The organism is Stenotrophomonas sp. STEN009, assembly GCF_056760395.1.
Genome location: NZ_JBRRES010000029.1, coordinates 1 through 21,863, shown reverse-complemented (window position 1 = coordinate 21,863; position 21,863 = coordinate 1). Strand labels below are relative to the sequence as shown.

General features: G+C 68.0%; 21 protein-coding genes. 9 read left to right on the top strand and 12 right to left on the bottom strand.

Annotated elements, in window-relative coordinates; genetic code table 11:
• Nucleotides 1-77: 77 nt before the first annotated feature.
• Nucleotides 78-1,205, bottom strand: a complete 1,128-nt coding sequence (gene carA / locus ACVOMM_RS13840) for a glutamine-hydrolyzing carbamoyl-phosphate synthase small subunit (protein ID WP_053519346.1) — start codon at nt 1,203-1,205, stop codon at nt 78-80.
• Nucleotides 1,206-1,531: 326 nt separating this feature from the next.
• Complete coding sequence (gene dapB, locus ACVOMM_RS13835) at nt 1,532-2,263, bottom strand: 4-hydroxy-tetrahydrodipicolinate reductase (RefSeq protein WP_128988716.1); 732 nt, start codon at nt 2,261-2,263, stop codon at nt 1,532-1,534.
• Nucleotides 2,264-2,331: 68 nt separating this feature from the next.
• Between dapB and ACVOMM_RS13830 the strand changes: the two genes are divergently transcribed.
• Nucleotides 2,332-3,114 (top strand): 3-oxoacyl-ACP reductase, encoded by a 783-nt coding sequence (locus ACVOMM_RS13830; protein ID WP_481526376.1) that lies wholly within the window; start codon nt 2,332-2,334, stop codon nt 3,112-3,114.
• Between the two features lie 43 nt (nt 3,115-3,157).
• Here the strand turns inward: ACVOMM_RS13830 and ACVOMM_RS13825 are convergent, their stop codons facing one another.
• The 3 genes from ACVOMM_RS13825 to ACVOMM_RS13815 are packed head-to-tail and all read right to left on the bottom strand — an operon-like array spanning nt 3,158 to nt 5,525.
• Entirely contained in the window at nt 3,158-3,412 is a 255-nt protein-coding gene (locus tag ACVOMM_RS13825; RefSeq protein ID WP_445394521.1) for a DUF6587 family protein, read from the bottom strand.
• Nucleotides 3,412-5,274, bottom strand: a complete 1,863-nt coding sequence (feoB, locus tag ACVOMM_RS13820; RefSeq protein ID WP_414488047.1) for a ferrous iron transport protein B — start codon at nt 5,272-5,274, stop codon at nt 3,412-3,414. Before feoB ends, ACVOMM_RS13825 begins: the two co-directional genes overlap by 1 nt.
• Entirely contained in the window at nt 5,271-5,525 is a 255-nt protein-coding gene (locus tag ACVOMM_RS13815) for a FeoA family protein (protein WP_053519514.1), read from the bottom strand. Before ACVOMM_RS13815 ends, feoB begins: the two co-directional genes overlap by 4 nt.
• A gap of 119 nt (nt 5,526-5,644) precedes the next feature.
• Between ACVOMM_RS13815 and ACVOMM_RS13810 the strand changes: the two genes are divergently transcribed.
• From ACVOMM_RS13810 to yeiP, 5 genes are all read left to right on the top strand, one after another.
• Nucleotides 5,645-6,433, top strand: coding sequence for an enoyl-CoA hydratase/isomerase family protein (locus tag ACVOMM_RS13810; protein WP_053519513.1), 789 nt, complete (start codon nt 5,645-5,647; stop codon nt 6,431-6,433).
• A 2-nt stretch (nt 6,434-6,435) separates the two neighbouring features.
• On the top strand, nt 6,436-6,837 hold the full coding sequence (locus ACVOMM_RS13805) for a VOC family protein (RefSeq protein ID WP_053519512.1): 402 nt from the start codon (nt 6,436-6,438) through the stop codon (nt 6,835-6,837).
• Nucleotides 6,834-7,727: a hydroxymethylglutaryl-CoA lyase gene (locus ACVOMM_RS13800; protein ID WP_481526375.1), complete on the top strand. Its 894-nt coding sequence runs from the start codon at nt 6,834-6,836 to the stop codon at nt 7,725-7,727. The genes ACVOMM_RS13805 and ACVOMM_RS13800 overlap by 4 nt, the downstream gene beginning before the upstream one ends.
• 103 nt (nt 7,728-7,830) lie before the next feature.
• Nucleotides 7,831-8,601, top strand: coding sequence for an SDR family oxidoreductase (locus tag ACVOMM_RS13795; protein WP_128988706.1), 771 nt, complete (start codon nt 7,831-7,833; stop codon nt 8,599-8,601).
• Nucleotides 8,602-8,649: 48 nt separating this feature from the next.
• Nucleotides 8,650-9,216 (top strand): elongation factor P-like protein YeiP, encoded by a 567-nt coding sequence (gene yeiP / locus ACVOMM_RS13790; RefSeq protein ID WP_005409468.1) that lies wholly within the window; start codon nt 8,650-8,652, stop codon nt 9,214-9,216.
• Nucleotides 9,217-9,269: 53 nt separating this feature from the next.
• On the opposite strand, the gene ACVOMM_RS13785 is transcribed toward yeiP, so the two are convergent.
• The 4 genes from ACVOMM_RS13785 to ACVOMM_RS13770 form a co-directional block, all read right to left on the bottom strand.
• The gene (locus tag ACVOMM_RS13785; RefSeq protein ID WP_053519509.1) at nt 9,270-9,968 is read right to left on the bottom strand and encodes an MliC family protein; all 699 of its coding nucleotides are present in this window, start codon (nt 9,966-9,968) and stop codon (nt 9,270-9,272) included.
• An 83-nt stretch (nt 9,969-10,051) separates the two neighbouring features.
• Nucleotides 10,052-10,444 carry a nuclear transport factor 2 family protein gene (locus ACVOMM_RS13780; protein WP_368865665.1) on the bottom strand — a complete coding sequence of 131 codons (393 nt, stop codon included), beginning with the start codon at nt 10,442-10,444 and terminating at the stop codon, nt 10,052-10,054.
• Complete coding sequence (locus ACVOMM_RS13775) at nt 10,431-13,574, bottom strand: multidrug efflux RND transporter permease subunit (protein WP_193396333.1); 3,144 nt, start codon at nt 13,572-13,574, stop codon at nt 10,431-10,433. The genes ACVOMM_RS13780 and ACVOMM_RS13775 overlap by 14 nt, the downstream gene beginning before the upstream one ends.
• A 36-nt stretch (nt 13,575-13,610) precedes the next feature.
• On the bottom strand, nt 13,611-14,759 hold the full coding sequence (locus ACVOMM_RS13770) for an efflux RND transporter periplasmic adaptor subunit (RefSeq protein WP_111186469.1): 1,149 nt from the start codon (nt 14,757-14,759) through the stop codon (nt 13,611-13,613).
• Nucleotides 14,760-14,888: 129 nt separating this feature from the next.
• On the opposite strand from ACVOMM_RS13770, the gene ACVOMM_RS13765 reads away from it, so the two are divergent.
• Both ACVOMM_RS13765 and ACVOMM_RS13760 read left to right on the top strand, forming a co-directional pair.
• Nucleotides 14,889-15,605, top strand: a complete 717-nt coding sequence (locus tag ACVOMM_RS13765) for a response regulator (protein ID WP_180876004.1) — start codon at nt 14,889-14,891, stop codon at nt 15,603-15,605.
• On the top strand, nt 15,605-16,672 hold the full coding sequence (locus tag ACVOMM_RS13760) for an ATP-binding protein (RefSeq protein ID WP_053519504.1): 1,068 nt from the start codon (nt 15,605-15,607) through the stop codon (nt 16,670-16,672). Before ACVOMM_RS13765 ends, ACVOMM_RS13760 begins: the two co-directional genes overlap by 1 nt.
• Here ACVOMM_RS13760 and ACVOMM_RS13755 read toward each other — a convergent pair.
• The 3 genes from ACVOMM_RS13755 to ACVOMM_RS13745 all read right to left on the bottom strand — a co-directional run bounded on the left by ACVOMM_RS13755 (nt 16,650) and on the right by ACVOMM_RS13745 (nt 20,300).
• On the bottom strand, nt 16,650-18,539 hold the full coding sequence (locus tag ACVOMM_RS13755; RefSeq protein ID WP_481526374.1) for a DUF7844 domain-containing protein: 1,890 nt from the start codon (nt 18,537-18,539) through the stop codon (nt 16,650-16,652). The two genes, ACVOMM_RS13760 and ACVOMM_RS13755, sit on opposite strands and share 23 nt — an antisense overlap.
• A 10-nt stretch (nt 18,540-18,549) precedes the next feature.
• Complete coding sequence (locus ACVOMM_RS13750) at nt 18,550-18,849, bottom strand: DUF2388 domain-containing protein (RefSeq protein WP_053519503.1); 300 nt, start codon at nt 18,847-18,849, stop codon at nt 18,550-18,552.
• Nucleotides 18,850-18,911: 62 nt separating this feature from the next.
• Nucleotides 18,912-20,300: an FAD-binding oxidoreductase gene (locus ACVOMM_RS13745; RefSeq protein ID WP_478053778.1), complete on the bottom strand. Its 1,389-nt coding sequence runs from the start codon at nt 20,298-20,300 to the stop codon at nt 18,912-18,914.
• A gap of 171 nt (nt 20,301-20,471) precedes the next feature.
• Here ACVOMM_RS13745 and serA point away from each other — a divergent pair, with 171 nt between their 5' ends.
• On the top strand, nt 20,472-21,713 hold the full coding sequence (gene serA / locus ACVOMM_RS13740; protein WP_053519501.1) for a phosphoglycerate dehydrogenase: 1,242 nt from the start codon (nt 20,472-20,474) through the stop codon (nt 21,711-21,713).
• Nucleotides 21,714-21,863: the final 150 nt, after the last annotated feature.

The window sequence follows — 21,863 nt, the reverse complement described above, 5'->3', positions numbered from 1 at the left end:
GCGCCGCGCCGGGAGGCAGCAGCAATGCGGGGGCTTACGGTCCATCGCGGTGCCACCGGTGGCCGGTGGCCTGCGGATCACGCCTTGGCCTGTTCCATCAGGGTCACGAAACGGTCGAACAGCGGACCGACGTCGTGCGGGCCCGGCGACGCTTCCGGATGGCCCTGGAAGGAGAACGCCGGCACATCGGTGCGTGCGATGCCCTGGTTGGTGCCATCGAACAGCGACCGGTGGGTCACGCGCAACGTCGCCGGCAGGGTGGCTTCATCGACCGCGAAACCATGGTTCTGCGAGGTGATCATCACCCGGCCACTGTCCAGGTCCTGCACCGGATGGTTCGCACCATGGTGGCCATGGCCCATCTTGACGGTCTGCGCGCCCGAGGCCAGGCCCAGCAGCTGGTGGCCCAGGCAGATGCCGAAGGTCGGAATCTTCACGTCGATGAAGGTCTTGATCGCGGCGATCGCGTAATCGCACGGCTCCGGGTCACCCGGGCCATTGGACAGGAAGACACCGTCGGGCTTCAGCGCCAGCACTTCAGCCGCCGGGGTCTGCGCCGGCACCACGGTCACTTCGCAGCCGCGTTCGGCCAGCATGCGCAGGATGTTGGTCTTCACGCCGAAATCGTAGGCCACGACCTTGAAGCGGGCCGGCACGCTGACGAAGGCGTTGGCATCCAGGTCCAGCTGGCCCTCGGTCCAGACATAGGTCTTCTCGGTAGTGACGACCTTGGCCAGATCCATGCCCTTCAGGCCCGGGAACTTGCGGGCGGCTTCCAGCGCCTTCTCAACATCGATGTCACCTGCCATCAGCGCACCGTTCTGGGCGCCGTTCTCGCGCAGGATGCGGGTGAGCTTGCGGGTATCGATGCCAGCGATGGCCACCACGCCACGCTGGATCAGCCAGTCCTGCAGCGACACCTGGCTGCGCCAGTTGCTGGGGCGGCGCGGCACATCGCGCACGATCAGGCCGGCCGACCACACCTTGGAGGCTTCGTCGTCCTGGTCGGTCATGCCGGTGTTGCCAATATGCGGATAGGTCAGCGTGACCATCTGCCGGGCGTAGGACGGATCGGTCAGCACTTCCTGGTAACCGGTCATGGCGGTGTTGAACACCACTTCACCGACGGACAGGCCGGGCGCGCCTACGGATTCGCCCTCGAATACGGTGCCGTCTTCGAGGACGAGGATTGCGGCTTGGGTCACGGAAATCTCACTTTGGCTACCGAGGGGGTGCCGAAGTCACGCCTGTGCTTCACGGAAATCCGGTTGCAAAAAAGCGCGGACGTGCGGTTCAGGACCGGTCCGGCTTTGGTGATTCGGCGAGTGCGAATTGTAGCGCTGCCGGAGCGCTCGCGCCAGCGGTTGAATCGTTTCATGAACAGGCGACTGCGTATTCATTTCAATACGCCCGCGTGTGCAAAGCGCGATGGCCGGGGTCGGATCCCTTTTCATGCGGGAAAAGGACTCTGACAGCAATCGCGGCGAGGGGTCAGATCCCTTTCCGTGGGAAAGGGATCCGACCCCGTGAATCAGCCCGCCGGGGTGTCCAGCAGGTCGCGCACCCGGTAGCTCCCGGGCGCCCGCCCCTGCAGCTGGCGGGCGGCAAACAGCGCACCGCGGGCGAAGATGTCGCGGTTGGTCGCCCGGTGGACCAGTTCGATGCGCTCGCCCAGGCCGGTGAACTGCACCAGATGCTCACCCACGATATCGCCGGCCCGCAGGCTGGCGTACTGCGGATCCGCCCCACCCCGCTGCGCGGCTGCGCCCAGGGTCAGTGCCGTTCCCGAGGGCGCATCCTTCTTCTGCGTATGGTGCGATTCCACGATGTCGCAGTCCCAGCCCGACAGGGCCTGCGCAGCGCGCTCGACCAGCTCGTCCAGCACCGCGACACCGAGGCTGAAGTTCGAAGCCCACACCAGCGGAATGCGCGCCGCGGCGGCGTCCAGCGCTTGGCGCTGCGCACTGGAGATGCCGGTGGTACCCGATACCAGGCCTGCGCCGCGTTCAACGCACAGGGCCAGCATCGCATCGAAGCCTTCCGGCAGGCTGAAGTCGATGGCCACATCGAATGCCGGCGCCCCTGCCAGCTCGCTGGCGGCAAAGAACGGCACTCCGTCGACCACCCGCTGGGCCGGCGCGCGGCCGGTCACCGCCGCCACGATCTGCAGGGTTTCGGGATGATCGGCGGCCAGCCGCAGCAGGGCCTGGCCCATGCGCCCGGAAGCGCCGTGAATGAGCAATCGCAGGGGAGTCTGGTTCATGCCCCGCAGGCTAGCGGCAGCATGCCCGGTCCGGCAAGCATCATCGCTGCTACGCTGCAGGACTCTTCATGCAATGGACCGCATTTCCCATGCAGATCAGCGAACAGCTGGTACTGGTCACCGGCGCTGGCCGCGGCCTCGGCCAGCATATCGCCCGCGCATTCGCCGCGCAGGGTGCCCGGATCATCATCAACTACCACCGCAGCGAGGCGGCCGCACGTGCGCTGGCGGTGGAGCTGGGCGGGCAGGCACTCGCGCTCCGCGCCGACGTCACCGACCGGAGCCAGATCGAGGCACTGCTGCAGCAGGCGCTGGCGCATTTCGGCCAGGGCGTGACCACCGTGGTCAACAACGCATTGGCCGATTTCTCCTTCAATGGTGATGCGCGCGACGGCGCCGCCGACATTGGCTGGCCGGCGTTCCAGGCGCAGTTCGAAGGCAGCGTGCGCGGCGCGCTCAACACCGTGCAGGCCGCCCTGCCCGGCATGCAGGCGCGCGGTTTCGGCCGCATCCTCAACATCGGCACCAATCTGTTCCAGAACCCGGTGGTGCCCTATCACGACTACACGGCAGCCAAAGCCGCCCTGCTTTCGCTGACACGCACCCTGGCCGGCGACCTGGGGCCGCACGGGATCACCGTCAACATGCTGTCCGGTGGCCTGCTGCGCAGCACCGACGCCAGCGCCGCGACACCGCAGGCGGTGTTCGATTACATCGCCGCCAACACGCCACTGCGCAGCGTGACCACGCCGGCCGAGTTCGCCGACGCCGCGCTGTTCTTCGCCAGCCCCTGGGCGCGCGCGGTCACCGGCCAGAATCTGGTGGTGGACGGTGGGCTGGTGCGGGATTGACGCTTCGGCGAGCGCAGCAGCCCCCCGCTCTCTCCCGGCCTAGTCAGTGCTGCTTCGGCGGCGTCGGCCCGCAGCTGTCGCAGCCACCACAGGCACCGCCGCCGCTACTGACAGGCGGCGCGATCGTGCGGCCCAGCGCCTGCAACCAGCCGGCGCGGCCTGGCTTGAGCAGCGCCAGTGCCAAGGCACCGCGCATCCTGCGCACGCTGCCGGGGAACTGCTTTTTCAGTACGACCCATGCGCTGACCAGCACGGCCAGCGCAACGATCAGGTACTGGAGCAGCAGTCCTGCGTCCATCAGCCGCCTCCCAGCGCCACGGTCACCTGGTAGGTGATCAGCGCTGCAACGTAGGCCGCTGCGAACAGGTAGAACGCCGCGAAACCCATCTTCTTCCACGAGTTGGTCTCACGCTTGATGGTGGCCAGCGTGGAGATGCACATCGGCGCATAGATGAACCACACCAGCAGCGACAGGCCCGTGGCCAGCGACCAGCCATCGGCCACCACCGGCGTGAGCGCCGAGATCGCCGCATCGTCGTCGGCCGCGGACAGCGCGTACACCGTCGCCAGCGAGGAAACCGCCACTTCACGCGCGGCCAGGCCCGGAATCAGTGCGATGCAGATCTGCCAGTTGAAACCCAGCGGGGCGAAAACCGCGGTCATCGCATGGCCGATGCGGCCGGCGTAGCTGTAATCGATGGCCGGCAGCGTGGCGTCGGCAGGCGCACCGGGGAACGACAGCAGGAACCACAGCAGCACGGTCAACGCCAGGATGATGCCGCCCACGCGCCGCAGGAAGATCATGCCGCGCTCATACAGGCCGACTGCCAGATCACGCGGATGCGGAATACGGTACGAGGGCAGCTCCAGCATCAGCGGATGCTCGCTCTTGTCGCGGCGCCACTTCTTCATGACCCACGACATCGCCAGCGCGCTGAGGATGCCGGCCACGTACAGTCCGAACAGCACCAGGCCCTGCTGGTTGAAGATGCCGACCTTGCCATCGGGAATGAAGGCGGCGATCAGCAGGGCATACACCGGCAGGCGGGCCGAACAGGTCATCAGCGGCGCCACCAGGATCGTCGCCAGCCGGTCGCGTGGATCCTGGATGCTGCGGGTGGCCATGATGCCCGGCACCGCGCAGGCGAAGCTGGACAGCAGCGGGATGAACGAACGCCCCGACAGGCCGGCCGCGGCCATCAGCCGATCGAGCAGGAACGCTGCACGTGGCAGGTAGCCGGACTCTTCCAGCGCGAGGATGAACGCGAACAGGATCAGGATCTGCGGCAGGAACACCACCACGCCTCCCAGGCCGGCGATGATGCCGTCGGTCAGCAGGCTGGTCAGCGGCCCCTCCGGCAGCGCGCCACCGACCACCTCGCCCAGCCAGCCGAAGCCGGCCTCGATGCCATCCATCAGCGGTGTCGCCCAGGCGAACACCGCCTGGAAGATCAGGAACATCACCACGACCAGCGTCACCAGTCCGAACACCGGGTGCAGCAGCCAGCGGTCAAGCGTGTCGTCGATCTTCGCGGTGCGTGCCGGCATGCGCACGGCCACCGCCAGGATGTCGCGTACCCGGGCGTGGTAGTCGATGCCGTCCTCAGCTGGCGGCAACGGCGCATCCAGGTGCGGCACCATGCGGTCCAGGCGCTCGACCAGCGCGCGCGCGCCCTGCTTGCGTACCGCTACGGTCTCGACCACGGGCACGCCCAGCTCGCGCTCCAGCGCTGCCACGTCCAGCTGGATGCCACGGCGCTCGGCCGCATCCACCATGTTCAGCGCCACCACCATCGGTTTGCCCAGCTCCCGCAGTTCCAGTGCGAAGCGCAGGTGCAGGCGCAGGTTGGTGGCGTCGATCACGCACAACAGCACGTCCGGCGCGGCCTCGCCCGGATAGAAGCCCCGGCACAGGTCGCGGGTGATCGCCTCGTCCAGGCTTGCCGGGTGCAGGCTGTACGCACCCGGCAGGTCAAGCACGGCGAACTCGCGGCCGGAGGGCGCGCGCAGGCGTCCTTCCTTGCGCTCGACGGTCACGCCGGTGTAATTGGCGACCTTCTGCCGGCTGCCGGTCAGCTGGTTGAACAGGGCGGTCTTGCCGCTGTTCGGGTTACCGACCAGCGCGATGCGCAGGGGGGCGGCAGTGGCGGATGCGGTCATGCACGTCTTTCCTGGCTGGCAGCGTCGATCACGACGCGCTTGGCTTCACTGATACGCAGTGCGAAACGGGTGAACCCGACCTGCACCAGCAACGGCTCTCCCCCCAGTGGGCCCTTGGCCACCAGGCGGACCTCCTCGCCCTTGACGAAGCCCAGCTCGCGCAGGCGGCGGGCAATGGCATCGTTGGCATGCAGGTCCTGCACGGAGTCGACCACGGCCGAGGTATGCAGGGGCAGTTCGGACAGCGTCATCTAGCCTGTTCTCTGCTGGATGTAAATGGTTCTCGATTCTAACATTCCCGCGTCGCGTCATGGCCCATGACCAATGGCCCGCTATGATCCATACAGGTATGGAGTGACCCTGGAATCCCATGAACGATGCTTTGCAGATCGAGCGCAGTGGCGCCGTCCTCACCCTCTGGCTGAACCGGCCGGAGCTGCACAACGCCTTCGATGCCGGCCTGATCGCCCGGCTGACCGCCGCGCTGGAGGCGGCCGGGCGGGAAGACGCGGTGCGCGCGGTGGTGGTGGCCGGCCACGGCGCATCCTTCTCGGCCGGTGCCGACCTGCAGTGGATGCGGGGCATGGCCGCTGCCAGCGAGGCTGACAACCGCGAGGATTCGCTGGCCCTGGCGCGCCTGATGCGCACCCTGGACGAACTGCCCAAGCCGACCCTGGCCCGGGTCCACGGTGCCGCCTTCGGCGGGGGCGTCGGCCTGGTCGCCTGCTGCGACATCGCCATCGCCAGCACCAGCGCCCGGTTCGGCCTGACCGAAAGCCGCCTTGGCCTGCTGCCGGCCGTGATCTCACCGTACGTGATCGAGGCGATCGGGCCGCGTCAGGCCCGCCGCTGGTTCGCGACCGGCGAGCACTTCGACGCCGACACCGCGCTGCGCATCGGCCTGGTGCACCAGTTGGTGGAACCGGAGCGGCTGGACGAGGCGGTGCAGCGCCAGCTGGCCCTGCTCGACAAGGCCGGCCCGATCGCCTCAGCGTCGGCCAAGCGCCTGGTCCGGCAGGTCCGTGACAGCCATGACCGCGATGCGCTCGACCGCGACAATGCCGCCCTGATCGCGCGCCTGCGGGTCTCGGCCGAGGGTCAGGAAGGCCTGGGCGCCTTCCTCGACAAGCGCGCCCCCCATTGGGTAACGGAGGCCTGAACATGCTCGATCATCTTGGTTTGACCAGCGCCGACCTGGCGCGCAGCAGGGCGTTCTTCAGCCAGGCATTGGCCCCACTGCAGATCGGCGTGGTGATGGAAGTCACCGCGGAGCAGACCGGCACCCACGACCAGGTCGGCTTCGGCCGCGATGGCAAGCCGTTCTTCTGGATCGGCAATGGCGGCAGCGTCAGCCATGGCGTGCACGTCGCCTTCGCCTGTACCGGCCGCGCGCAGGTGGACGCGTTCCATGCCGCCGCCCTGGCCGCCGGAGGACGCGACAATGGCGCTCCCGGCGTGCGTCCCTGGTATCACCCGAACTACTACGCCGCCTTCGTGCTCGACCCGGACGGCAACAACATCGAGGCGGTCTGCCAGCGCCCCGCTGCGGAGACGGAGGCATGAGCGACTACGTCCGCATCGTCGAGGTCGGCCCGCGGGACGGGCTGCAGAACGAAAAGCAACCGGTCTCTACGGCCGACAAGATCGAGCTGATCAACCGCCTGTCGGCCACCGGCCTGCGCAGCATCGAAGCGACCAGTTTCGTCAGCCCGAAGTGGGTGCCGCAGCTGGCGGATGCCGCTGAGGTCTATGCCGGCATCCAGCGCCGGCCCGGCATCCACTATCCAGTGCTGGTACCGAATGAACAGGGCTACGAGCGGGCGCTCGCGGTCGGCGTGGAGGAAGTGGCGGTGTTCACGGCCGCCTCCGAGGCGTTCAACCGCACCAACACCAACGCCGGCATCGACGAGTCGCTGGCACGCTTCGAGCCGATCCTGCGCCGCGCCGCCGCCGATGGCGTACGGGTGCGCGGCTATGTCTCCACCGTGCTGGGGTGTCCCTACCAGGGCGAGGTCCCCCTGGCCGATGTGGTGCGGGTGGCGCGCGCCCTGCACCAGATGGGCTGCTATGAGATCTCGCTGGGCGACACGATCGGCGTCGGCACGCCGCGCAAGGCGCGGGCGATGCTGCAGGCAGTCGCCGCGGAGATCCCGATGAGCGCGCTGGCCGTGCACTTCCATGACACCTACGGGCAGGCCATTGCCAACATCGCCACCTGCCTGGAAGAAGGCGTGCGCGTGGTCGACAGCGCCGTCTCCGGCGCGGGCGGCTGCCCTTACGCGAAAGGCGCCAGCGGCAACGTCGCCAGCGAGGACGTGGTCTATCTGCTGCAGGGCCTTGGCCTGGACAGCGGGGTGGACCTGCCGACGCTGGCGGAAACCGGTCGTTGGCTGGCCGGCCTGCTCGGGCGTGCGACCGCCAGCCGCACCGGCCAGGCCCTCGCGGCCGTCTGATCCATCAGGGCGCGTCGCCCGGGCTCCGGGCGGCGCGGTGCACAACGGCAGCGGTCGTGGCTTCCGTTAGAATCGGCGGTTCTCGAACCTGCAGGACCGTGCAATGCAGCTGTCTTCCGTACGTGCCGTGATCACCGGCGGCGTTTCCGGCCTTGGCCTGGCCGTGGCCGAGCACCTCGTCGCCCAAGGCGGCAAGGTGGCCCTGTTCGACCTCAACGACGACAAAGGCAGCGCCGCCGTCGCCGCGCTGGGTGCCGACAACGCCCGCTATTTCAACGTCAACGTCAGTGATGAAGCTGCCGTGGCGGCGGCCATCGACCAGGCCCACGATTTCCTCGGCGGCCTCAACGTGGCGATGAACTGCGCCGGCATCCTCGGCGCGGGCCGTGTGCTCGGCAAGGAAGGCCCGATGCCGCTGGCCGGCTTCCAGGGCACGGTGATGGTCAACCTGGTCGGCAGCTTCAACGTGGCCAAGGCCGCCGCCAACCGCATGCAGCACAACGAGGCCGGCGCCGATGGCGAACGCGGTGTCATCATCAACACCGCCAGCATCGCCGCCTATGAGGGCCAGATCGGCCAGGCCGCGTACGCCGCCAGCAAGGGCGGTGTGGTGTCGATGACGCTGCCGATGGCCCGCGAGCTCTCGCGCTTCGGCATCCGCGTCAACACCATCGCCCCGGGCGTGTTCTGGACACCGATGGTCGATGGCATGCCCGAAGCCGTACAGCAGTCGCTTGCCGCCTCGATCCCGTTCCCGTCGCGGCTGGGCAAGCCGGAGGATTTCGCCAGCCTGGTCGGCTTCATCCTCGGCAACACCTACCTCAATGGCGAGACCATCCGCCTGGACGGCGCTACCCGCCTCGCTCCGAAGTGATTCCCCCGGGCGCCGGGACGGCGTCCACCCCCAACGACCCAGATCACCATGAAAGCCAACGACATCAAGAAGGGCAACGTCGTCGAGTACAACAACGGCGTCTACCAGATCCGCGACATCGAGCGCAGCTCCCCGCAGGGCCGGGGTGGCAACGTCCGCTTCCGCTTCATCATGTACAGCGTGCCGGGCGGCAACAAGCTCGATGCCAGCTTCGATGCCGACGACAATCTGGTCGAGGTCGAACTGCTGCGCCGCCAGTCCACCTATTCGTACAAGGATGGCGATGCGTTCGTCTTCCTCGATGACGAGGACTACACCCCCTACACCCTGGATGCGGACGTCATCGGCGACGACGCCGGCTACATCACCGATGGCCTGACCGGCATCTACGTGCAGGTGATCGACGAGCAGCCGGTGGCCATCCAGTTGCCGGCCTCGGTGGTGCTGGAAGTGATCGAGACCCCGCCGGAACTGAAGGGCGGCACCGCCACCAAGCGTCCGAAACCGGCCAAGCTCAATACCGGGATCGAGATCATGGTGCCGGAGTACATCGTCAATGGCGAACGCGTGCTGGTGAACACTGCCACCGGCGAGTTCGCAGGCCGCGCGGACTGAGCTGACCGCACGCGCCTGGCAGAGCCGAGCCCCGCTCGGCTCTGCCGACCAACTTACGGCTGCCTGGCGCCGAAATTGCCACACCCATGGTACTGGCGCGTGCCGACGGTCAGCATCGCCTTCGCCTCGAACGGCTCGCCGCTCATGTCGTCCGTGCACGTCGTGCGCTGGAAGGTGAGCTTGATGTCGGTACCGTCCGCAGCCTTGCCACTCCACCCGTCCGCCCCCTGGTTGGGCGCGCCCACGTCGAAGTGCCGCTGGCCATAATCGACCTGCACCTGCAGGCCCGGCGTGTCACCGTCGACCACCGCCAGCCAGCCCGGTTCGTTGCCGGTCGCCCTGAACGCGGCAGCACCGGCACGGCCGTCGCCTTCCGTGGTCTCCACCGCGCGGCACTCGCGGTCCACTTCGCCCTTCAGGCTGAGCAGCCCGTCGTCGTGGCCCTTCGTCCAGAAACTGTTGCCCTGCCCGTCGCCGTACTTCGCCCCCGAAGCAGCACGCTCGGAGGTCATGGCGAACGTGCGATCCCCGATCACCACGGTGGCTGCGTCCTCGCCGTTGAACGTCGCACGCACGGCCAGATCGCCACACTGATAGGCCGTCTGGCTGGCGGTCGAGTTCGTGGACAGCGGCTGCGGCTCCGGCGGCGCCGGATCAGCCGTGCCACCTGCTGCGGCAGGCGGCGTCGATGGCTGGCAGGCCGCCAGCACCAGGGCCAGCGAAGCCGTCGACAGACTGGAAACTACACGCATGACTCGACTCCTTGTCGACCGTACTGAAGATAACCACCCTATCATCCGGCGATGAGCCGGCGCTGAAACCGATGTGATCGCGTTCACGCCGCGAGCACCGTCATCGACAGCAGCTGCGCGCCCTCCCCGCCGGAACTACAGGCCCAGACCCGCAACAGACGCACCCGCAATGCCTGCTCCTGCCCGTGCCGGACGACCACCATCTGCACCGGGCTGGACAGCAGCGCCAGCCGACCGCACAGCAGGGTGTCCACCGCCTGCAGATGCAGCGCCCGCACCTGCAGGTGCCCGCCCAACCAGTCATCCAGCCAGGGCAGATCAAACAGACGCCCGCCATCGCCATCCATCATGAACATCGCCGGCGACAACAGCAGCGACAGTGCCTGTCGATCACCCTCGATCAGGGCCTGGCACAGGCGCCGTTCCAGCGCCTTCAGCTGTACGTCGTGCAGCCTTTGACCGTTATCCGTTCCCATCCACAGATCCTTCCGGCAGTGGCCGGCGCCTGCGCAGGCGCCGCGCGATCCGTTGCCGCACCCCCTGCACCACCACATAGAACACCGGCACGAAGAACACCGCGAGCACGGTCGCGCTGACCATGCCACCGAACACACCGGTACCGATTGCCTGCTGTGTTTCCTTCGAGGCACCCTGCGCCACCATCAAAGGCACCACGCCGAGCGCGAACGCCAGCGACGTCATCACGATGGGCCGCAGGCGCAGGCGCGCTGCCTCCACGGCCGCTTCCACCAGCCCGCGTCCCTGCTGCTGCAGCTGTCGCGCGAACTCGACGATCAGGATCGCGTTCTTCGCCGACAGGCCGATCACCGTGATCATGCCGACCTTGAAGAAAACGTCGTTGGGCATGCCCCGCAGCAGCACCGCCGCTACGGCTCCCAGCAGGCCCAGCGGCACCACCAGCATCACCGCCATTGGTATGGACCAGCTCTCGTAGAGCGCCGCCAGGACCAGGAACACCACCAGCATCGACAGCAGCAGCAACCACGGGGCCTGCGCGCCGGACTCGCGCTCCTGCAGCGACTGACTGGTCCACTGCAGTGCGAAGCCCGCCGGCAGCTGCCGGGCCAGGCGCTCCATCTCGTCCATCGCCTGCCCGGTGGAAACGCCCGACGCGGGCGCGCCGGACAGATTCAATGCCGGGAAGCCGAGATAGCGCTGCAGCTGCAGGGGCGCTTCCGTCCACTGCGGATCGACCAGCTCCGACAGCGCCACCATGCCCCCTTCGCTGTTGCGGACATACAGCTTGAGCACGTCGCCCAGCTCCATCCGATACGGCGCATCGGCCTGGACGATGACCTGCTGCAGCCGTCCCTTGTTCGGAAAGTCGTTGACGTATTGCGAGCCCATTGCCGCCGACAGCGTTCCGCTGATCTCGCTGAACGCCACGCCCATCGCCTCGGCCTTGGCGCGATCGATGTCAAGCCGGACGCTGGTACCTGCGGGCATTCCATCGGCATGCACATCGGACAGCAGTGTGCTGGCCTGGGCCAGCTGCAGCAACTGCTGGAGGGCAGCGCGCAGCTCGGCCTGGGTCTGCCCGGTCCGCGCCTGCAGCGCCAGCGAGAAGCCTGACGAGCGGCCGAGGCTGTCGATGGCCGGCGGCATCACGCTCATGACTTCGCCCTCGACCAGCGTCGACATCGCCTTCCGTACCGCCTCCACCTCGCCGGCAGCCGTCGCACCGGCACGCTCCCCCCAATCCTTCAGCATCGTGTAGGCCAGTGCAGCACTCGGCCCCGAGCCGGAGAAGCTGTACCCGAGGATCGACTGGTTGGATGCAACGCCGGGGCGCGAGGCCACGTGACGTTCGTACGCTTCAACGACGGCAAGCGTGCGCTCGGTGGTCGCCTCGGCCGGCAGCTGGATCGAGGTCATGAAGTACCCCTGGTCCTCCTCCGGCAGGAATGCCCCGGGCAACCCGTTCAGGCCCAGCAGAAGCGCTGCCACCAGTGCGACGAACACCCCCATCATGCGCCCGCTTCGCTGCAGCACAGCGGCCACGCCACGCTGGTAGCGGCCGGTCATCCGCTCGAAGCCGCGGTTGAAGGCGCCGAACAGGCCACTGCGGCCATGATGCCCGCGTGTACTTCCGCGCAGCAGCGTGGCGCACAGTGCAGGCGTGAGGCTGAGCGCCAGCAGTGCGGAGAACAGGATCGATACCGACATCGCGACGGTGAACTGACGGTAGATCGCGCCTACCGAACCACTGGCGAACGCCATCGGAATGAACACCGCGGTCAGTACCAGGGTGATGCCGATCACCGCGCCGGTCAGTTCGCGCATTGCCTTGATCGTCGCCTCGCGGGGTGGCAACCCCTCCTCGGCCATGATCCGTTCCACGCCTTCGACCACCACGATCGCATCATCGACGATGATGCCGATCGCCAGCACCATGCCGAACATGGTGAGGACGTTGATCGAGAACCCCAGCGCCAGCATCGCCGCGAACGTACCCAGCAGCGCAATCGGCGCGACCACGGCAGGTATCAGCGTATAGCGCCAGTTCTGCAGGAACAGGTACATCACCGCGAACACCAGCAGCATGGCCTCCAGCAGTGTCTGCACTACTTTGCGGATCGAGATGCTGACGAAGGGTGCGGTATCGAACGGAATGCTCGCCTCGACACCACGCGGCAGCAGCGGCGCCAGCTCGGCCATCCTTTCGCGCACCGCTGCCGCAGTGCGTACGGCGTTCGCTCCGGGCCGCAGCTGGACGCCCGCCGCCGTCGCAGGCTGACCATCCTCTCGGGTACCCCAGGCGTAGCTCTGCGCCCCCAGTTCGACCCGGGCGACGTCACCCAGCAGTACCCGCGAGCCATCCGCCCGCGCACGCAGCACGATCGAAGCGAACTGCGCGGGCGTGGACAGCTGGCCATCGGCGGTCAGCGGCACGGTCAGGCGCTGGCCGGGCAGACCGGGGGAGTCGCCGATGCGACCCGGTGCGATCTCCAGGTTCTGCTGCTCGATGGCGCTGGCAACGTCACCGATGGTCAGGCCGTACCCGGTCAGCCGCGTGGGATCGAGCCAGACGCGCATCGCCTGCTCCGCGCCGAACAGCTGCACGCGCCCGACACCGTCGATGCGGCGCAGTTCCTCGATGATGTTGCGCGCCATGAAGTCACCCAGCGCGGCCTCGCTGACGCTGGCATCCGGCGAACGCAGGCCGACCAGCATCAGGAAACCGGAATCGGCCGCCTCCACGTACAGCCCGTTCTGGCGCACGCTGCGCGGCAACCGCGGCTCGATCGCCTTGATCCGGTTCTGCACATCGACCTGGGCCAGTTCGGGGTTGGTTCCCGGCTGGAAGGTCGCCGTGATCGACGCCTCCCCGGAGGTATCCACCGACGATTCGAAGTACAGCAGGTGCTTGACGCTGGACAGTTCGCGCTCGATCAGCGCGACCACCGCATCGTTCAATGTCTGCGGGCTTGCGCCTGGATAGCTCGCATAGATGCTGACACTGGGCGGAGCGACTGCCGGGTAGCGCTCCACGGCCAACCGCGGAATCGCCAGGACACCGGCAAGGATGATGAAGATCGCCAGCACCCAGGCGAACACCGGGCGATCGATGAAGAAACGTGCCATGTTGGATTTTCCTGGATCGGCCGGGTCCTGGCGGACTCAGCCCTGACGACCTGACGGTGCAGCCCCGGCAATGGCGACGGGCCGTGACCAGTCGTGCATCTGGACCACCACGCCCTCCTGCAGGCGCTCCTGGCCTTCGACGACCACCTTCTCGCCCGCCTTCAGGCCATTCCGGACCAGCCACTGCCGATCCACGCTGCCATCGATCTCCAGCGTGCGGATCACCGCCTTGCCGTCACTGCCGACCACCCAGGCGTAGGCCTGACCACCAGCACTGCGCAGTACGGCCTGCTGCGGCAGAACCAGCGCACTGGACGGAGCACCGCGCGGCACTCTTGCCCGTACGTACATTCCGGGCAGCAGCTGGCGCTGCGGGTTGTTCACCAGGATGCGCAGCATCACGTCGCCCGTACGCGCATCGACGCTGATGCCGGAGAACAGCAGCTCGCCACGTTCCGACAAAGGCCGGCCCGCCGGGCCGATGATCGCCACCGACGACTGTCCACCGCTCGCGGCGCTGCGCTGCAGCGACTCCAGCTGGGACGCAGGCTGGCGAACATCCACGTAGACCTGGTCGATCTGCTGCACCACCGCCATCGGCTCGGCATCGGCCACGCCGACCAGCGCTCCCTCGGTCACCCATGCCTGATCGATGCGTCCGCTGATCGGCGCGCTGACCGTCGCATAGCGCAGGTCCAGCTGGCGGCGGGCAAGAATCGCCCGGGCTTCATTCACCGCGGCGCGCGCCTGCTCGTACTCGGCGCTGGCGTCGTCGCGATGCTGCTGGCTGACGGCCTGCGCCGCCGCCAGGGCGTGCAGCCGCTGCGACTGCACACGGCTGCGGGCAAGCGCCGCCTCGCTGCGCTGCAGGGCCGCCAGCGCCGAATCGACGTCCGCACGGAAGGCCGCCGGATCGATCTGGAACAACGCCTGCCCGGCGGTGACTTCGGCCCCCTGCTCGAACAGGCGACGCTGCACGATGCCGCCGACCTGCGCACGGATCTGTGCGGTACGCACGGCCGTCACGCGGCCCGGCAGCTCATCGTCGCGCTGCACGACCTGTGGGCCGACGGTGACCACACTCACGCGCGGTGCGGGTTCGGGGCTGGCTTCGGGCGAGGAACAGGCCGTCATGGCCAAGGCGAGGACCGCGATCAACGCGGCCGGGGTCCTGAAGGTTCTCATTGCTGTGCACAATGCCGCAGGCGCGGCGGATAGGTCATGAAGCGCGCAGTCTGCGCGGCGATGATGGGGTTTCGATGGAGGAAGTGTGGAGATACGATGGAGGCAAGCACCTTATGGCCTGATCCACGCATGCACGCCTCCACTGCCCTCGCCGCCCTGGTCCTGATCGTGGAGGACGAGGCCGAGATCGCCGACATCCTCACTGCCTATCTTGAACGTGAGGGCCTGCGCACCCTGCGCGCCGGCGACGGCCACAGTGCACTGGACCTGCACCGCAACATGCGTCCGGACCTGGTCCTGCTGGATGTACAACTGCCGCGGCTGGACGGATGGAGCGTGCTGAGCCAGCTGCGCCAGCGCGGGGAAACGCCGGTGATCATGCTGACCGCGCTCGACCAGGACCTGGACAAGCTGACCGCGCTGCGCATGGGTGCCGACGACTACGTGGTCAAGCCGTTCAACCCGGCCGAGGTGGCTGCGCGCGTGCGCGCGGTGCTGCGGCGGACGCTCAGATCCTCACGCGTGGATGCACCGGCGGCACTGCGCATCGGGCAGCTGCTGATCGATCCGGCAACCCATGCCGTGCATGTGGAAGGCGATGGCTACAGCCATGAAGTCCTGCTGACGCTGACCGAGTTCAAGCTGCTGCACTGCATGGCCCTGGCACCGACCCGCATCTTCAGCCGCAGCGAACTGATGCATGAATGCCTGCCTGAGAGTGAAGCGCTGGAGCGCACGGTCGACAGCCATGTCAGCAAGCTGCGCCGCAAGCTGGACGACGTGGGCATGGTCAACATCCCGGCCAGCGTGCGCGGCGTCGGTTACCGCCTGATGGCCGACCGCTGATGCGCCGGTCCGGGCTCAGCCGGCACATCGTCGTCTCGATGTCGCTGATGGTGATCGGCGTCATCGTGATGATGATCCTCTCGTCCTGGCTGCTGTATGCGGTGCTGGTCGAGTTTTCGCCGGCCAGTACGGTCGAGCCGGAGAGCTGGCTGCCCACCGGTCCCGAACTGGCCTGGATGGTCGGTGTCATCCTGACCGGGCTGGCCCTTGCGATCGCCGCATCGTTCCGCCTCGCCCACCGTATCCTGTCCCCGTTGAATTCGCTGGTCGACAGCGTGCGCGCGCTGGCCAGCGGCGACCTGGGCGCACGTGCCAGCGCCGACGGCAACTCTCCCGGCGAGGTCGCCGCGCTGGTCGACGACTTCAACGCGATGGCGCGCCGCCTGCAGCACATGGAAAGCGAACGGATGATGTGGCACGCCGCCATCGCCCACGAACTGCGCACGCCGGTCACCATCCTGCGTGGTCGCCTGCAGGGCCTGGCCGAAGGCGTGTTCCACCCCGACGAATCGCAGTTCCGCAGCCTGCTGGCGCAGGTGGAAGGGCTGTCGCGGCTGATCGAGGATCTGCGCGTGCTGAGCCTGGCGGACAACGCCCGGCTGGACGTGCGCCGCGCCCGCACCGATGTGGTGGCCGAGGTGCACTCGGTGATGACCCTGGTCGATCCCCAGTTCCGCGCGGCCGGCTTCGTGCTGGAACTGGAGACCAGCCGCGAGGAGCACAACGCCCACTGCGATCCGACCCGCCTGCGGCAGGCGCTTCTTGCGTTGCTGGAGAACGCACGGCGCTACGCCAGCCCGGGCCGGGTGCGGATCGCCGTGCATGACACCCCGGGACACGTGCAGGTTGCCATCGAGGATGAGGGCCCCGGCATCGATCCGGCACTGCACGCGGACATCTTCAGCCCCTTCATGCGCGCCGACGGTTCACGTTCGCGCCAGGGCGGTGGCAGCGGCCTGGGCCTGGCCGTGGTCAAGGCCATTGCCGATGCACATGGCGGAAAGGTCTACTGCGCGCCCGGTGGCAGCGGCGGCAGCCGCTTCGTCATCGAACTGCCGCGTCAGTAGGCGTCGCCTGCCGTCGCAGACGCTCACCCAGCGCCGCCAGGTTCGCGTCGATGTCATCGAGTTCCCCCCGCTGCGACGCCGGCAGCTGCTGTCGCAGCTGCATGCGCAGGGTCCGCCATGCCGGCACCGCCTGGGCGCTGGCCAGCGCAACGCGGTCGGCCAGCAGTACCTGCTCCTCAGGCAGCGGCAAGCCGTAGCCGCCGTCCGCCAGCAGCTCCCCGGGACGCAGCCACTGCCCGCTCAGGTCCAGCAGTTCACGCAGACTGCGTGCCTCAGCGCCCTCCGGCGCCGCCAGCAGACGGCGCTTCAGCACATCACGCGCGCGCAGCTCCGCGCGTCGCTGCGCGGCCTGTTCCAGCAGCAGCAGGCCAGCACTTGCGCGCAGATCACCCTGCAGCAGCCAGGGGCCGCGCTCGCGCGCGGGCAGATTCAGCCATGCGCGCACGTCGCGCGCGGGCAAGGCGAGCTGGGTGGCAGCCACGGAAAAAAGCTGCTGGTAATGATCACGCGCGGAGGCGAAGTAATACCCCTGGGCCTGCGCACCCGCCCGATCCGCCAGGACCTGGTCGTCCAGAACATGCAGCCGTGCCAGCCGACGCCGCAGTCCCCGCGGGGTGAGCTGGGCGAGCCCGGCCTGTCCGAGCCGGGGCACGCCGGCCTGCAGCAGTTTCGCAGTCTCCACCGCGCAGTTGTTGCTGACGAAGTAGTAGCGTCCGTCATAGGTCCAATGCACCTGCGCGGTGCGTTCCAGCAGGCTGGCGATTTCTTCGCGCTGGAGGCGCAGGGGCAGCGACTGCAGGCCACGCAGCTCGACCTTGGTGTATTCATCCACCACCTGCTGCAGCGGCAGCACGAACAGACGCGACGGATAGTCGCCGGTCAGGCCACGCCAGTTGGAAATCTGCACATCACCCACGAACGCGCGGAAGGACAGTACGCGGTGATGTTCAAGATCCAGTCGGCACGCTGGTCCCGGCGTCCGGCCCGGCCGGCAGATGACCAGCCGCAGCATGCTGTGGCCCCAGCGGCTCATCGGCTGCCGGCTGCCTTCAGCAAACAGGTAGTCCACCGCATAGACGCGCGCGGGATCCAGCTGCAGCAACGAGGCTGCCCCCTCCTCCGCTTCGGCCTGCAGCAATGGGAGGGTCGCGTCACAGTGCGGGCGTGGCAGCGATGGCGGCGTGCCGAAATGCGCCCGGTACCACTGCGCCAGGGCTGGACGGCGGCAGGCGAACGCACCATCGAGCACGAAATGCTCGGCATTCACTGCCAGGTACTCGGCCGCATCCGTCAGCTCGTAGGGATCCGGGCTGCGGTCACGGAAATCATTGTCACCGCGGCCCAGATGCCACGGCCTGCGCTGCCAGCCGGACAGATCGCGCCAGCGCGCGCTGCGCGACCAGCCTGCACCGTTGCGGTCGGCAACGTGGGCCAGTTCGTGCACCAGCGCGCTGCGTCGCGCGCGGCGGGCGGCGGGCACCTCCTCATCCAGCAGGTCGCGACGCAGCGACACGCGTCCGCCAAAGGCCCGACCGTGCACATCGGCCGGCAGGGCCTCACTCCAGCGCACCTGCACCTGCGGCGGCAACGCGCGCAGCAGCCCCTCGGGCAGCAGCGACTGCACGTCGGCCAGGGTCTGCCGGGCCAGCCGTTGTTGTGTTGGGTCCAGGCCTGCGGGGTCCAGCTGCAGGCGGTCGGTCGCATGCGCCACCGGTATCGCCAGCCACGCCAATGCGATACCCCATCCTGCATGCAGGGCACGCTTGGACAGCGCCGGGTCGCGGCCGGCATCTGCTGCTGCCCGCGTACGCAAGACGTTCAGCCGTGCATCGGCCGGCGCCACGGCAAGCGAAACCGCGGGCGGCATGCGGCCCGGATCAACGCGCCAGCAGGGCGCGCGCCAGTTCCAGATCGCTCTGCTGCTGCGCGGCAGCGTCCTGCTCGCGCAGATGGACCAGCGCGGCCTGCAGGCGCGCGCCACGGATCTGGCCGTCGCTGGCGACAAAGGCCGCGGCATCATCGCGCGCTGCGCGCACGACCTTGTCGTCACCCGAGCTGCTGCCCGACGAGCCGGACGATGCACCGGTTGCCGAACCGGCCGAGGTGCCGGCGAAGCTGGAAGCGAAGCCGGCCAGCGGCAGGGACAGCAGGGCAATCAGCAGGAACGGTCGGATCATCGGTCGAAGGCCGGTTGAAGGAATGGGAGGAGCGTAACGGGTGCGTGAAGGGTTTGCCCAGATCAGGCGTCGAACAGCTTGCCCGGGTTCAGCCGCCCTTCGGGATCGAACGCGCGCTTGACCGCCTTCATCAACCCGATTTCCGCCGACCCGCGCGTGCTGTCCAGGTAACCCTTCTTGACCAGGCCGATCCCGTGTTCGGCCGAAATGCTGCCATCGAAACGCGCCAGCACCTGCGCCAGCAGCTTGGTCACCTGCTCGCACTGGGCAAGGAACTCGGCGTCGCTGGTGTCGTCCGGCTTCAGCACGTTGATGTGCAGGTTGCCGTCGCCGATATGGCCGAACCAGACCACATCGAAGTGTGGATAAGCCTGGCCGATCAGCGCCTGGGTCTCGGCCAGGAATGCCGGCATCGCCGAGATACGCACCGAGACGTCATTCTTGTAGGGCTTGTAGCGCGCCAGTGATTCGGTGATGCCCTCCCGCAGGCGCCACAGCTGGGCCGCCTGGGCGTCGCTGGCGCTGATCACGCCGTCGCTGACCCAGCCGTTGCCCATGCAGTCCTCGAAGGCCGCCATGGCCGCGGCTTCCTGTGCCTCGTCATTGGCAGCGAACTCGGTCACGACATAGTACGGATGCACTTCGTCGAACGGCGCCTGCGCACCCTGTGCCAGCACGTGTTCCAGCGCCCGGTCGGTGAAGAACTCGAACGCCTGCAGCTGCAGGCGCGCACGAAAGGCGGCGAATACCTGCATGAGCACCTCGAAGCTGGGCAGCGCCAGCAGCATCACGTTGCTGGCCGGCGGGGGATCGGTCAGCTTCACCGTCGCCTCGACGATCACGCCCAGCGTGCCTTCTGAACCGATCAGCAGCTGGCGGAAGTCGTAGCCGCTGGAGTTCTTGATCAGGCCCTTGTTCAATTCCAGCAGTTCGCCGCTGGCAGTGACCACCTTCAACCCGGCGATCCATTCACGGGTGTTGCCGTACCGGATCACGCGGATGCCGCCGGCATTGGTGGCGATGTTGCCGCCGATCGAACACGATCCGCGCGCGGCGAAGTCGACCGGATAGATCAATCCATGCTCCAGCGCGGCGTTGTGCAGCGCTTCGAGCGGCATGCCGGCCTGTACCACCAGGGTCCGGTCGACCGCGTCGTAGGCCAGGGCCTTGTTCATCCGTTCCAGGCTCAGCACCAGTTCGCCGTGGGCGGCTACCGCGCCGCCGGACAGCCCGGTACGGCCGCCGGAGGGCACGACCGCAACCGCTTCGGCCGCGCTCCAGCGCATCACCGCCTGCACCTCCTCGACCGTGGCCGGCAGCGCGATCGCCAGCGGCGCCGGCGTCCAGCGCCGGGTCCAGTCGCGACCGTAATGCTCCAGGTCGGATGGGTCGGTCTTCAGCTTCAGGCCGGGACAGGCCTGCAGCAGCGAGGCAATGCGGGAATCGGTCATGACGGTCCAGCGCGGTGCGTGACGAACGGGCAAGCGTGCCAGTGGCACGCGCCAGCGTCCAGCCCCGCAGTGCCGCACAGATAGCTACGGATGCAACCAATTGCGCACTGCACCATGGGCGGTCCGATCTGGCATAGTGGTCAGCCCCTGTCCCACTGGCCGTGTTGCCCCATGTCGCCGAAGAAGACCTCGTTCCCGAAGCAGGATATCCGCGTGCTGTTGCTGGAGGGGGTCAGCCAGACCGCCGTGGAGGTATTCAGCGCCGCCGGCTACAGCCAGATCGAGGCGCACACCAAGGCGCTGCCCGAGGACGAACTGAAGGCGCGCATCGCCGAAGCGCATATCGTCGGCATCCGTTCGCGCACCCAGCTCAGCGCCGAGGTGCTGGCCGAGGCCAAGCGCCTGATCGCGGTGGGCTGCTTCTGTATCGGCACCAACCAGGTCGATCTGGACGCGGCCGAGCTGGCCGGCATCCCGGTGTTCAACGCGCCCTATTCCAACACCCGCAGCGTGGCCGAACTGGTGATCGCCGAGGCGATCATGCTGACCCGTGGCATCCCGCAGAAGAACGCTGAATGCCACCGCGGCGGCTGGTCGAAGTCCGCCAGCGGCAGCCATGAGGTACGGGGCAAGACGCTGGGCATCATCGGCTACGGCCACATCGGCACCCAGGTCGGCGTGCTGGCCGAATCGCTGGGCATGCAGGTGATCTTTCACGACGTGGAAACCAAGCTGGCGCTGGGCAATGCGCGTGCCGCGGCCAGCCTGGACGACCTGCTGGCACGTGCCGACATCGTTACCCTGCACGTGCCGGAGACCCCGGCCACGCAGTGGATGATCGGCAGCACCGAGCTGGCGAAGATGCGCAAGGGCGCGCACCTGATCAATGCGGCGCGCGGCACCGTGGTCGACATCGATGCGCTGGACGCAGCACTGGCCAGCGGCCATGTCGGTGGGGCTGCACTGGATGTGTTCCCGGTGGAGCCGAAGGGCAACGGCGACATCTTCGAATCACCACTGACCCGCCACGACAACGTGATCCTGACCCCGCATGTCGGCGGCAGCACGCTGGAAGCGCAGGACAACATCGGCGTGGAAGTCGCCGCCAAGCTGGTGCGCTACAGCGACAACGGCAGCACCCTGTCGGCGGTCAACTTCCCGGAAGTGACCCTGCCCGAACACGAAGACAGCCTGCGCCTGCTGCACATCCACCAGAACGTGCCGGGCGTGCTGTCCAAGGTCAACGAGATCTTCTCGCGCCACAACGTCAACATCGACGGCCAGTTCCTGCGCACGGACCCGAAGGTGGGTTACGTGGTGATCGACATCACCGCCAGCGAGGAGCAGGCCGCCGCGGTGCGCGAAGAACTGGCGGCCATTCCGGGCACGTTGCGCACCCGCATCCTGTATTGATTGAAGGTTCGCCGGGCACGGCCCGGCGCTACCCACGCGATCACGGTAGCGGCCGGCGGGGGCCCGCGCGCCCCGCCGGAGGGGGGGGGGCCCCGCCCCGCGCCCACCACCCCCCCCGCCGCGCGGGGGGGGCGGGGTGCGCGAACGGGG